The organism is Hymenobacter psychrotolerans DSM 18569 (genome assembly GCF_900142395.1).
Classification (GTDB): domain Bacteria; phylum Bacteroidota; class Bacteroidia; order Cytophagales; family Hymenobacteraceae; genus Hymenobacter; species Hymenobacter psychrotolerans.
Genome location: NZ_FRAS01000010.1, coordinates 21,093 through 33,475 on the forward strand (window position 1 = coordinate 21,093; position 12,383 = coordinate 33,475).

The 12,383-nt window shown below is 61.7% G+C and carries 10 protein-coding genes; 6 read left to right on the plus strand and 4 right to left on the minus strand.

Going from position 1 to position 12,383, the window contains the following annotated elements; translation table 11 throughout:
* Window positions 1-5: 5 nt before the first annotated feature.
* Window positions 6-587, plus strand: coding sequence for an LOG family protein (locus BUE15_RS10410; protein WP_073284249.1), 582 nt, complete (start codon window positions 6-8; stop codon window positions 585-587).
* 78 nt (window positions 588-665) lie between these two features.
* Here BUE15_RS10410 and BUE15_RS10415 read toward each other — a convergent pair whose 3' ends face one another.
* The gene (locus tag BUE15_RS10415) at window positions 666-1,751 is read right to left on the minus strand and encodes a 3-oxoacyl-ACP synthase III family protein (RefSeq protein WP_073284252.1); all 1,086 of its coding nucleotides are present in this window, start codon (window positions 1,749-1,751) and stop codon (window positions 666-668) included.
* Window positions 1,752-1,970: 219 nt separating this feature from the next.
* Here BUE15_RS10415 and BUE15_RS10420 point away from each other — a divergent pair, with 219 nt between their 5' ends.
* The 4 genes from BUE15_RS10420 (at window position 1,971) to BUE15_RS10435 (ending at window position 4,920) form a co-directional block, all read left to right on the plus strand.
* Window positions 1,971-2,555 carry a glutathione peroxidase gene (locus tag BUE15_RS10420; RefSeq protein ID WP_073284256.1) on the plus strand — a complete coding sequence of 195 codons (585 nt, stop codon included), beginning with the start codon at window positions 1,971-1,973 and terminating at the stop codon, window positions 2,553-2,555.
* Between the two features lie 126 nt (window positions 2,556-2,681).
* Window positions 2,682-3,344 (plus strand): HAD family hydrolase, encoded by a 663-nt coding sequence (locus tag BUE15_RS10425; RefSeq protein WP_073284583.1) that lies wholly within the window; start codon window positions 2,682-2,684, stop codon window positions 3,342-3,344.
* Between the two features lie 72 nt (window positions 3,345-3,416).
* Window positions 3,417-4,352 carry a 1,4-dihydroxy-2-naphthoate polyprenyltransferase gene (locus tag BUE15_RS10430; protein WP_073284259.1) on the plus strand — a complete coding sequence of 312 codons (936 nt, stop codon included), beginning with the start codon at window positions 3,417-3,419 and terminating at the stop codon, window positions 4,350-4,352.
* A 10-nt stretch (window positions 4,353-4,362) separates the two neighbouring features.
* Window positions 4,363-4,920, plus strand: a complete 558-nt coding sequence (locus BUE15_RS10435) for an RNA 2'-phosphotransferase (protein ID WP_073284262.1) — start codon at window positions 4,363-4,365, stop codon at window positions 4,918-4,920.
* A 4-nt stretch (window positions 4,921-4,924) separates the two neighbouring features.
* Here the strand turns inward: BUE15_RS10435 and BUE15_RS10440 are convergent, their stop codons facing one another.
* The 3 genes from BUE15_RS10440 to BUE15_RS10450 form a co-directional block, all read right to left on the minus strand.
* On the minus strand, window positions 4,925-8,521 hold the full coding sequence (locus BUE15_RS10440) for a PAS domain S-box protein (RefSeq protein WP_073284265.1): 3,597 nt from the start codon (window positions 8,519-8,521) through the stop codon (window positions 4,925-4,927).
* A gap of 207 nt (window positions 8,522-8,728) precedes the next feature.
* Window positions 8,729-10,369, minus strand: a complete 1,641-nt coding sequence (locus tag BUE15_RS10445; protein ID WP_073284586.1) for a DEAD/DEAH box helicase — start codon at window positions 10,367-10,369, stop codon at window positions 8,729-8,731.
* Between the two features lie 266 nt (window positions 10,370-10,635).
* On the minus strand, window positions 10,636-11,712 hold the full coding sequence (locus BUE15_RS10450) for a fatty acid desaturase family protein (RefSeq protein ID WP_073284268.1): 1,077 nt from the start codon (window positions 11,710-11,712) through the stop codon (window positions 10,636-10,638).
* A 374-nt stretch (window positions 11,713-12,086) separates the two neighbouring features.
* On the opposite strand from BUE15_RS10450, the gene BUE15_RS10455 reads away from it, so the two are divergent.
* Window positions 12,087-12,338, plus strand: coding sequence for a hypothetical protein (locus BUE15_RS10455; protein ID WP_073284271.1), 252 nt, complete (start codon window positions 12,087-12,089; stop codon window positions 12,336-12,338).
* Window positions 12,339-12,383 lie beyond the last annotated feature (45 nt).

The window sequence follows — 12,383 nt, forward strand, 5'->3', positions numbered from 1 at the left end:
GTTATATGAAAAGCGTAGCTGTGTATTGCGGCGCCAGCGCCGGCACCAACGAATTGTACACCCAGCAGGCTCAGGAAATGGGCCGCGTACTGGCCGAGCGGAACATGACGCTCGTGTATGGCGGGGGCCGCGTGGGCCTGATGGGGGCCGTAGCCGACAGCGTGCTGGCGCACGGCGGCCAGGTTATCGGCGTGATTCCCGACTTCCTGGTGGCCAAGGAAGTGGAGCACCGGGGCGTCACGGAACTGCACATCGTGAAGAGCATGCACGAGCGGAAGCTGATGATGGCCGACCTGGCCGAAGGCTTTGTGGCCATGCCCGGCGGCTATGGTACGCTGGAAGAGCTGTTTGAAGTGCTGACCTGGGGCCAGCTGGGCCTGCACAAAAAGCCCATCGGTGTGCTCAACGTGGCCGGCTTCTACGACCACCTGCTCCGCGCCCTCGACCACATGGCCGACGAAAGCCTGCTGCGCCGCGAAAACCGCAACCAGCTGCTCAGCAACCCCAGCCCCAACGGCCTGCTCGACGAAATGCTGGCCTACCAGCCCGTAGCGCTGGAAAAGTGGCTCACACCCCGCACGACGTAGTTCGGTAGCACTATAGCAACCACAAAAAAGCCCGTCCCACTTCTAAAGCGGGACGGGCTTTTTTATGTGCATGCATCCTTATGCCGGCATACGGTATACCACAGCGTTGCAGTTCATGCCGGCTCCCACAGAGGCAAACACGAGGTTGTCGCCGGGCGCAATGCCGTTTTCGGGTAGCTGGTGCTTCAGAATTAGATCCAGCAATGTGGGCAGCGTCGCCACCGACGAGTTGCCGAGCCAGGAAATGGTCATGGGCATTACGCCGGCCGGTGCGGTGGCCTGGTCGTAGAGGCCGTACAGCCGCTTGAGAATGGCCTCGTCCATCTTGCCGTTGGCCTGATGGATAAGCAGCTTGTGCATACTGCCGATGGGCAGCCCGGCTTTGTCCAGCGTGTCCTTGATGGCCTGAGGTACGGTTTTGAGCGCATACTCATAGAGCTTGCGGCCTTCCATTTTCAGGAACAGCTCCTCCCCGGTGTAGGCCGGGTTATACGATTTGTCCATGCGCAGCAAATGAGCTGCCTGGATAGTATCGGAGCGGGAGCCGTGGGCCAGAATCCCGATAGGCGTGTCGCTTTCCCGGGCTTCGAGCAGCACGGCGCCGGCCCCATCCGCGTAAATCATGCTGTCCCGGTCGTGCGGGTCGCAGACGCGGGAAAGGGTTTCGGCCCCGATTACCAGCACGCGCTTCGCATCACCGGAACGCAGGTAATAATCGGCCTGAATGACGCCCTGCAGCCAGCCGGGGCAGCCGAAAGGCAGGTCGTAGGCAACGGTTTTTGGGTTTTCGATGCCCAGCTTGTGCTTGACACGAGCCGCCAGCGAAGGCACGAAATCGGAGCGGCGGTTGTGGCTGGACACGTCGCCGAAGTTGTGCGCCACCAGAATGTAGTCCAGTTGTTCGGGGTCGGCGCCGCAGGAATTGAACAGGTTTTGCGCCGCCAGAAATGCCAGGTCGGAAGTCACCTGGTCGTCTTCAGCGTAGCGGCGTTCCTGGATATCAGTTATCTGAGCAAATCGTTCTACTATCTCGGCACCCGGCTTGGTGAGCGGCTTCCCGTCGGCATCAAAGAAAGACGATGCGGTGAAGTCTGCGTTGCGAATAACGCGGGAAGGAATATGGCTGCCTGTTCCGGTAATGACCGAATAGAGAGTCCTACGCATGGGCAGTGTGTGGTAAAGTGAAGGTCGCCAATGGCCGAAAGTAGGGGCTTTTCGGGGATTGACGTACGAGGTTGTGTAAAATTCCGGCAATTTGCGCACCGGACCGGGGAGTAGCCCCCAACATTCTGCCACTGTTGTGGTTTGACGCAACACCGGACTGCGGTGCCGTGTTTTCTCTTGCCGAAGCCAGTTGGCCGCGGTGTAGTTACTGCTCTTCTTATGAAAGCCTTCGTGATTTTGGGCACACTGCTGGCCGGCAGCCTGTCATTTCCTCATCTCTCCAGTATTTCCACCACTCCCATGGCTACCGAAACAACCGCCCCGGCTACCGGCACCGTCTACGATTTCACCGTCAACGACATCACTGGCAAGCCGGTGAAGCTGAGCCAGTACAAAGGTAAGAAGCTGCTGATTGTAAACACGGCGTCGGAGTGCGGCTACACCCCGCAGTACAAGGAGCTGGAAGAGCTGTACAAGAAACACGGCAGCAAAGTGACGGTGCTGGGCTTCCCGGCCAATAATTTCGGCGGGCAGGAGCCGGGCACCAACGAGCAGATTTCCAGCTTCTGCGAGAAGAATTTCGGCGTGACGTTCCCGCTCTTCAGCAAAGTGTCGGTGAAGGGCGACGACACCGCACCGCTTTATAAGTTCCTGGCCGATAAGTCGCGAAACGGCGCGGTGGGAGAGGCCCCGAGCTGGAATTTCTGCAAGTACCTGGTGGACGAGCAGGGCCGCGTGGTAGCGTTTTACCCGTCGAAGGTGAAACCCATGAGCGAGGAGCTGGTGGCGGCCATCCTGAAATAAGACTTTCCTGATGTTGCGGCGGCCTGTTTCGGTTGTGCTGGCAGCAGCGCGCCGGGGCAGGCCGTGGCGTTTACCATCAGCAAGCGGCGAGGTTCTACCTTCGCCGCCAAATTCTACCCCGCCCTTATGATACGCACCGTTATTTTCGACATGGACGGCGTCATTGTTGATACCGAGCCGGTGCACCGGTACGCGTATTACCGCCATTTCGAGGAGTTGGGCATCGAGGTGTCCGACGACGAATACGCCGGCTTCACGGGCCGCTCCACCAAGAACGTTTACCAGCACCTCAAAGACAAGCACGCCCTGCAACACCCGGTGCAGGAGCTGGTGATGAGCAAGCGGGAGTTTTTCAACCGCGCCTTCGATGAGAAGCCCGACCTAGAGCTGCTGGGCGGCGTGCGCCAGCTGATTGAGGAGTTGCACCAGCACGGCATACAGCTGGTGCTGGCTTCCTCCGCCTCCCGCGCTACCATCGACCGGGTGATGCAGCGCTTCGCGCTGAATCCGTACTTCTCCCACCTCGTCAGCGGGGAGGATTTTCCGCGCTCCAAGCCCGATCCGGCCATATTTGAGCACGCCGCGGCCTTGTCGGGCGTGCCCCGGCGGCAGTGCGTCGTGATTGAGGATTCGACCAACGGCGTGGCGGCGGCCAAAGCGGCGGGCATCTACTGCATCGGGTACCAGAGCGAGCATTCGTTGCTGCAGGACCTGCGCCACGCCGACCTGGTAGTGGGGCATTTCTCGGAGCTGACGGCGGCGCGGATTGCGGCCATCGAGCCGGCCTAGTCCGTACCTTTGCCTCACTGTCAGGCCGCCCGGTGAGGCTGTGCTTTCCCGGCTGTTTCTTCCTTTTTTTCTATGGCGTCGTCTTCTGCCACCCCCGCTGCTCCCGTATTTTCCGCTAAAGCCTGGCTTTCCGCGTTTCGGCCGCGCACGTTGCCGCTGGCCCTGGCCAGCATTATGGCAGGTGGGTTTCTGGCCGCCAGCTACGGGCAGTTTCGGGGCGAAGTAGTGGCCCTGGCCGCGCTTACAACCATTCTGCTCCAGATCCTGAGCAACCTCGCCAACGACTACGGCGACTCGCAGAACGGCGCCGACAGTGTGCACCGCGAAGGGCCGCAACGTGCCGTGCAGAGTGGCGCCATCACGCCGCAGCAGATGAAAAAAGGCATGGGCGTGTTCGGGGCGCTTTCGTTGCTGAGCGGGCTGGCTTTGCTGTGGGTGGCGCTGGGCACGGGCGGCGTCTGGATTTTTGCCACGTTTTTCGTGCTGGGGCTTTCCGCCATCTGGGCAGCCGTAAACTACACGGCCGGCGCTAAGCCCTATGGCTATGCCGGCCTCGGCGACGTGTCAGTATTCGTTTTCTTTGGGATGGTGGGCGTGTGCGGCACGTATTTCCTGCAGGCCCGCGCCTTGCCGCTGCCGGTGCTGCTGCCCGCGGCTGCGCTGGGCTGCTTTGCCACGGCTGTGCTCAACGTCAACAATATCCGCGACATTCGTTCCGACGAGCTGGCCGGTAAAATTACCATCCCGGTGCGGCTGGGGCCGGTGCGGGCGCGCCGCTACCACTGGCTGCTGCTGCTGCTGGGCTTTGGGTGCGCCGTGGTGTATGTGGCCCTCACGTATCATTCGCCGTGGCAGTGGCTGTTTGTGCTTTCGGCGCCGCTGCTGCTGCGCAATGCTCGCGCCGTGTGGCAGCGCCAGGACTCCATGCAACTCGACCCGCTCCTCAAGCAAATGGCCCTCACCACGCTGGTGTTTACGCTGCTGTTCGGAGTAGGGCAGGTGCTGTAGCAACGACGCTATGCTCTCCGACAAAGAAACTACCCGCCTCAGCAAGCTGCTGAGTCTGGTGCTACGCCACAATCCGGCCCACCTCGGCCTGACGCTGGACGAGCACGGCTGGGTGGAAGTGGACACACTCCTGCGTCAGGCGCAGGCGCACCAGGTGCCACTTACCCGCGAAGCCCTGGTGCACATCGTGGAAACCAACGCCAAGCAGCGCTTCCGCTTCTCCGATGACCAGCAACGCATCCGGGCCAGCCAGGGGCATTCCGTGCAGGTAGCGCTGGGCTACGAGCCGGTGGTGCCGCCGGCCGTGCTCTACCACGGCACCACTACCCGCCACCACGAGCAGATTATGCGCGAAGGCCTACGGAAGATGAGCCGCCAGCAGGTGCATCTGAGCGCCGACGTAGCCACGGCCCGGCAGGTAGGGAGCCGCCACGGCCACCCCGTGATTCTGACCATAGACGCCGCCCAAATGCACTCCGGCGGCCACGCTTTCTACCGCGCCGACAATGGTGTGTGGCTGACCGATGAAGTGCCGGCTTCCTATCTGCATCTGGCAGAAGGGCAGTAGCAGGCTACTGGTTTGCGCTACTGCCGCCTTCAGCTGCGCCATAATCCTGGCGCATCTGCTGCAGCACCTGGCCCAGGCGCCGCTCTATCTCCTCCACCAACGCCGCCAGCGCGGGCCGGTGCAAGTCGTTCGGCCAGTTTTCCAGCTGCGTGAATAGGGGCAGCAGAGTCTGAACCTGCAGATGGGCCAGGCTGGGCCTGATTTCGTGGGCAGCTTCTTTCAGCGCGTTCAGGTCGTGGTGCGCCAGGCCAGCGCGCAGGTTAGCTAAGGTCTTGGCGCCGCTTTTCAGGAAAGTGCTGACCATGAAGGCCACAAACTGCTCATCCTGGCCAGCCATTTCCCGCAATCCGCTGAGCTGATAAAGCGGCGACGTTGGGCCCGTTGGGGTGGGCAGCCACTCGTGCAGGATGGTCAGCAGCTGGATTTCCAGAAAGGGCTTCGACAGGTAGTCGTTCATGCCTGCGGCCAGGCACTTTTCGTTGTCGCCTTTGATGGCATTGGCCGTCAGGCCGATAATGGGCGTAAGGATGCCTTGTTTGCGCAGCTGCCGGGTAGCGTCCAGGCCGTTGAGCACCGGCATCTGCACATCCATCAGCACCACATCAAACGCGTGCTGTTGCAGGGCTGCTACGGCCAGCGCCCCGTTTTCGGCTTCCTGCACCTGCATACCGGCCTGCTCCAGAAACGACTTGGCCAGCAGGCGGTTGTATTCGTTGTCTTCGGCCAGCAGCACACGCCGGCCGCGCAACGCTTCCCGTAGGTCTATGGGGCTGGCCAGCAGCTCGGGGCGGGGCAGGTGGGCGGGCGAGCCTACCGGCAGGCGCAGGGAAAAGATGCTGGTGGTACCGTGCCCCAGCTCACTTTCGAGCCGAATCTGGCCGCCCATCAGCAGCACCAGCTTTCTGGAAATGCTTAGCCCAAGGCCCGTGCCCCCAAACTTGCGCGACACAGAAGCATCCTGCTGGCTGAAGTTTTGAAACAGGCTGGCCTGGTATTCCGGCGAAATGCCGATGCCCGTGTCGCGGATGCGGAACTCCACTTCCAGCTCGGTATCGGTGCGGCTCAGCGCCTCGCAGGAAATCCGGACAGTGCCTTGCTCCGTGAACTTAATGGCGTTGCCGGCCAGGTTCAGCAGCACCTGCGTGATGCGGTGCGGGTCGCCGAGCAGCACTGGCGGAATAGTGGGGCTTACGTGTACCTGCAGACTCAGGCCTTTGTCTTCGGCTTTGTATTGCAGCGTTTTTTCTACCTGCCGGCACACCTGGCGCACATCAAACCCGATGTGCTCAATGGTCATTTTGCCCGCCTCAATCTTGGACTGGTCCAGCACATCGTTGATGATGACGAGCAGGTTGCCGGCCGACGTGGCTATAGCGTGCAAATACTCGTTCTGCTGGCCGGAAAGGGGCGTTTTGGCCAGCAGCTGGCTCATGCCCAGAATGGCATTCATGGGCGTGCGAATCTCGTGGCTCATGTTGGCCAGAAACAGCTCCTTGGCCTGCGCCGACTCCTCGGCCAGCTGTTTGGCCTCGCGCAGCTTGATTTCCAGCTCTTTCTGGTGCGTGATGTCCAGGTGCGCCGCAATCGAGCCGATGTACTGTTTTTCGTCGTTGTAGAGCGGGGCGCCACTCACTATCAGCCATTTGATGTCGCCGGCTTTGGTGTTGATGGGTACTTCGTAGGTATCGGCAACGCCGGCGGCTCGTAGCGCCCACTTTTCCTGCGGCACATGCTGGCTGCCCTCCGCCGGTTTTATTATCGACATGGGCGCGTTCAGCAGCTCGTCGGCGCGGTAGCCCGATATGTCGCAGTAGCTCTGGTTAACAAAAACAATCTGCTTCTCTACGTTTATCTCCAGCAGCCCGAGCCGCAGGTTTTCCAGAATGCTGCGGTATTTCTCTTCGCGCCGCCGGAGCGCAACGGCCTCGGTGGTGCGCTCCGTAATGTCCTCGTACTTCCACAGAAAGCCGATGTACTCGTCCTGCACGTAAATGGGCGTCGCGTCGCGGCTGAACACGCGCCCGTCCTTGAGCGTCAGGGTTTCCTCTTTTACCGTCAGGCGCTGCTCCCGGATAGAATCAACGCGACGCAGAAAGCCCTGCTCGTCGCAGAAAGCCACGTAAGCCTGCTGCGCCAGTTCCCGGCAGTCGGCCCCCACCAGCTGTTCGGGTGGGTGGGGCAGCTGAAACATGCGGCAGAACGCCTCGTTGGCGAGAATGATTTTCATGTTCTCGTCTTCGAGCAGCACCGCTCCCTGCAGGCTGGCAATGGTGCTGGCCAGGCGCAGCGCCGACGCCTCGCGGGCCCGGTTGGCCTTCGTGATTTCCGTGATGTCGGTGTAGGTGCCTGTCAGGATCAGCGGGTGGCCGTGCTCGTCATGCTCCGTAATCAGGCCCCGGGCCAGGATCCGGATGGCTTCTCCCTGCGCATCAGTGAGCTGATAGATAACGGAGTATAAGTCGGTTTCGCCGTTGGCGTATGCCTGGAAAGCCTGCTCGGAAGCCTGCCAGTCTTCCGCCCTGATGTTGGCCAGGTAAGGCAGCACCGCCGACTGCGTGTTGGTGCCGGGAACGTGGCCCAGCAGGTCGCGGTACTTCTGCGAAATCAGGAGTTGCTGGGTGTGCAGGTTATACTCCCAGGTGTGGTTGCCGACGCCTTCCATGGCAGTGCGCCACCGTTGGTTGCTGGCCTGCACCAGCTCCTGCGCCACCACGGCCGCCGTGGTTTCGTGCATAATGCCCCGGTACACCAGCCCGTTGTCATCCTGATCCGACACCAGGGCGTAGGCGCGCCACCAGCGTAGCGGCTGCCCCGGCACCAGCATCCGGGCCTCAAACTCCCAGGGAATCCGCTGCCGGTTGGCTTCCTCCACCGACCGCCGCCACTGCTCGCGGTCATCGGGGTAGATGTATTCCGGTATCCGGAGCACTTCGTCGGGCGAGATGCCGAACAGCTCCCGGAACTTCGGGCTGGCGTAGGTGGCGTAGTAGGTGCCGTCGTAGTTTTCGCGCCACTCGTAGAGCGCACCCGGGGCTTTCTCAATCAGCTTGCGGAAGCGTTGCTCATTTTCGAACAGCGCCTGCCGGGCTACGTGCTGCTCGGTGGCGTCCTCAACCATACTGATGTAGAGAAGGGCCTGGCCTTGCGCGTTCAGCAGCGGCTGGGCTTTCACGCGCATCCAGCGTACAGGGCTTTTCTGGTTCGGGTTGGGGCCTTCAAACTCATACGGCAGGCTCTGGGCCCGGCACTGCTCGACATACGCGGCCGTGGGCTCATCGGGCCAGTAGTGGGGCAGGGCATCTTTGATGAGCCGCCCGGCTATGTCATCCAGCGTGCAGCCACAGAGCCGCATAAAGCCTTGGTTCAGCCACAGAATATGGCTTTGCGGATCGGTCAGCAGCACCGATGAAAACACGTTTTCCAGCAGCCGAACCAGCGGGGCCAGATACTCCAGCCCGGGCCGGGCCGATAAGGCAGCAGGCAGCGGCGGAAGCGGCCGGGTGCGCAGCAGGTCCAGCTCGGCCTGCTGGCGTGCAATGGTTTCCTGCAGACGGGCATTTTCGGCTTTCAGCGCCTCAAAGTTCTCCTCTTCTCGTTCCATTAACTCCGCGTTACGATACTGCTACTGCTGATAGAACCGAATAAAAAAGGCCTGTATATCGCTGCTGCGGGCAACCCGCACAAGATAAATATAAGTTCCAATGCCCGTTAGCGCACTACCTGGCACAAAGTAGCTGCGGCAGGCGTCCCGGCAGGACGGTACATAAAAAAGCCCCCACTGATGAGCGGAGGCTTTTTGGGGCTGTGCTTACTCAGCGCTAGGTGAGGCCGGGGCGGCGGCTGCAGGCGCCGGGACGCTGCCTTCCGGCCGGGGCCCACGCCCGCCCCGGTTGCGGCCGCCACGCTTGCGGCGGCGCTGGCCATCCGGCTGCTCGCCTTCGGCCCGTGGGGCGGCGCCTTCCGGCTGTTCCCCTTCGGCGCGGGGTGGGCGCGGAGCACGCGGCTCACGCGGGGGGCGGGCTTCTCCTTCGGGGCGTGGAGCGCGGGGCTCGCGCCGGGTCCGGGATTCGCTGCCTTCCGGGCGGTCTTCGCGGGGTGGGCGCTGGTAGGGCTGGGCGGGCGCTTGGCCGGCATCGAGGGCGGCCAAAGCAGCCTGTGCCTTGGCAATGCGGGCCTGCTGGTCGGCATCGGGCTTGCCATCGGCGCGGGGCGGGCGGCCGCCTTCTCGGCCGCCGGAACGGCCACCACCTTCGGGGCGTGGGCCCCGGTCGCGGCTTCCGCCGCTGCCGCCGGAACGGGCACCCCGCTCTGGCCGGCCGCCAATCTTGCCGCGCAGGCCGCTGAAGCGTTTGGGGTCGAACTCGGGCGCTTCGCCCAGGCCCATGGCCTCCGTGATGCTCTGCTTTTCTACTTCGCGCTCAATCAGCTTCTCAATCTTCAGGACACGGTCCTGGTCCTGGTCGGAAATGAAGGTGATGGCCGTGCCTTTGGTGGCCGCGCGGGCCGTGCGCCCGATGCGGTGCACGTAGTCTTCGGCGGCGCGCGGGATGTCGTAGTTCACCACGTGGCTCAGCGAGTCGATGTCGATGCCGCGGCTCAGCACATCGGTGGCTACTAGAATCGGGAACTGCTTGTTTTTGAAGGCCCGCATGATTTCCTCGCGCTCCTCCTGCGTCCGGTCCGAGCTGATGCCGCGCGCCTCAATGCCGAGCTTGTTGATGGCCCGCACAATACCGCCTACAGCCGCTTTCTGGCTCGTAAACAGCACCATGCTCTGCACGTCCTGGGTTTTGATGATGTGCTCGAGCAGGTAAATCTTCTGGCGGTCGAAGGCCATGTAGAACTGCTGGTCGATGCCGGCGGCGGGCTTGGATACGGCCAGCCGGATTTCCTCCGGATTCTTGAGCAGCTGCTGCGAAAAGTCGCGGATTTTGCTGGGCATCGTGGCCGAGAACAGCAGCGTCTGGCGCTCTTTGGGCAGCTGCCGCACAATGTTGAGGATGTCATCGGAGAAGCCCATGTCCATCATCTTGTCGGCCTCGTCGAGCACCAGATACTTCAGGTCTTCGAACTTCACGTAGCCCATCTGCATGTGCGCAATCAGGCGGCCGGGCGTGGCAATGATGATGTCGGCGCCGGAAGTGAGGGCGCGCTTCTGCTGCTCCCAGCCTTCGCTCTTGCCGCCGCCATAAATGGCAATGGAGCTGGCTTCCACGAAGTAGCCGAAACCCGTCACCTGCTCGTCAATCTGGGTGGCCAGCTCGCGGGTGGGCACCAGCACCAGCGTGGAAGTGGTGCCGTGCTTGGCGTGGGAAATCTTGTCGAGCAGGGGCAGCAGGTAGGCGGCGGTTTTGCCGGTGCCGGTCTGGGCGCAGGCAATCAGGTCTTTGCCTTCCAGGATTTTGGGAATGGCCTGCTCCTGGATGGGCGTGGCATTCTGGTAGTTCATGGCGTCCACGCCGGCCAGCAGGTCGTCGTGGAGGTTGAATTCGTGAAACGTCAAGGTTCAGCGAGTTAGGATGATGAATGGCTGACCCTGGTTTCCTGGTCAGCTTGCGGCAGTAACTTGTCTTACAACAAAGATAGGAGGATTTCGTGCCGCTATATCGCCGGCCGGGTACGGTGGCCGCCCGGGTTTGGGCACCCGGCCGCCGATAAATGATTCGGGCCGGGCCTGCTGCAGGCTACCAGGCCCGGCCCGGGCAGCTAGTACGCCTACCGGCCCAGCTTACGCAGCATCCGGTAATGGGACTGTAGTGCCCCGGCGAAGGATGGATTTTCCAGGTACGGAAGCCCAAATTCCAGGGCCGTTTGCCGGACGATGCCGGACAGCGCCGGATAATGAATATGGCAGATGCGGGGAAACAGATGATGCTCAATCTGCCGGTTGAGGCCACCGCACAGAAAGGCTACCAGCGCACTGTTGGGCGAGAAGTTGGCGGTGGTCTGCAACTGATGGACAGCCCAGGCCTCCTGCACATCACCTGCTTCGTCGGGCAGGGGGAAGGCGGTGCCCTCCACCACGTGCGCGAGCTGAAACACGAGGCCCAGCACCAGGCCTTCCACGAAGTGCATGCCCAGAAAGCCCAGCGCAACCTGCCACCACGTCACGTCCAGCACGAGCAGCGGCACCACAATGAAGAGCAGGTAATACAGGGCTTTGTAAGCAAACAGGTTGATGTACTCTTTCCGGGGGTGCGCCGGCGTGGGGTGCTGCCCGATACGGTCTTTGAAGAACTTGAGGTAGTCTTTGCGTAGAACCCAAGAGAGCGAAGCCAGGCCGTAGAGCGGAAATGCGTACAGGTGCTGGTAGCGCTGCCAGGGCCGGATGGGCTCTTCGGCGCAGAGCCGGATCAGGCCGGGCGCAACCTCAATATCCTCGTCGTGGCCGGGGATATTGGTGTAGGTGTGGTGCACGATATTGTGGGTGATGGTCCACACGTAAGGATTGGCGCCAATCAGGTTGAACAGCAGGCTGAACACCCGGTTAACCCGCTTATTGGCTGAAAAACCGCCGTGCATGGCATCGTGGCAGATGTTGAAGCCGATAAAGGCACAGCAGGCACCCAGCAGCCCCGCCAGCCCCAGTAGCTCCCACGGGCCGAACGAGCCGAATAGAATCAGGCTATACAGACCTACAAAGCTGAAAAGGAAAAACAGCGTTTTGGCCCACATGGCCCCGTTGGCGTGGCGCGAGAGTTGCCGGCTCTGGAAATAGGCGTCGACCCGCTCCCGCACGGTAGCAAAGAAGGTGGACCGGGCAGCGTTGGTAAACTTGAGCGTGGAGGGCATACACAAAGGAAAACGGGGCGAGCAGTCCGCACCGCCTTCACTACACATCTATAGGAAGGGCTAAACTACGACCTCTTAACCGGAACCAGCAGGAAATAGCTCCACCGTAAGGTTTATAACTGACCGGATAGCGGCTTTCAACCAGGGCAACGCATTGAACTACAGGCTCTGGGTATATTACCTTCAGCGCTTGCAGCAGGACAGTACTTCTGGCTCGGCTGTTATAGGCTCTATGCTGAGCCCGGCTCCATACTGCGCCACGCCAGAGAACAGCACGGGCCTGCCAGAAGGCGCAAAACCGGCAAGACAGCCATCGGCAGGCACCATATCCTGCGGGGCCTGCGTATCAGGGGCTGTACCTTTCCTACATCGTCATGCCTATCGATTCCGCCGCCAACAGCAATCAACTCGTGCGCTACCACCTGCAGCTGCCTGAGTCGCTGGAGGAGCAACAACTGATTGCCATCCGCGACCTGCTCACCGAGCACCACTTCCTGGTAGATCGGCTCGGGCCCGGCGAAGCCGTGGTAGCCTCCACGCAAGGGGCCGACCCGGATTGGGTTCCGATCAAAAAGGCCATGAAGGCCATCGGCTCCCCGATTCAGGCTGTAACCACAGCAGAATAGCTTTTGTGGCCGGCCGGAGTACGCTACTACGCGAAGTACTCCGGC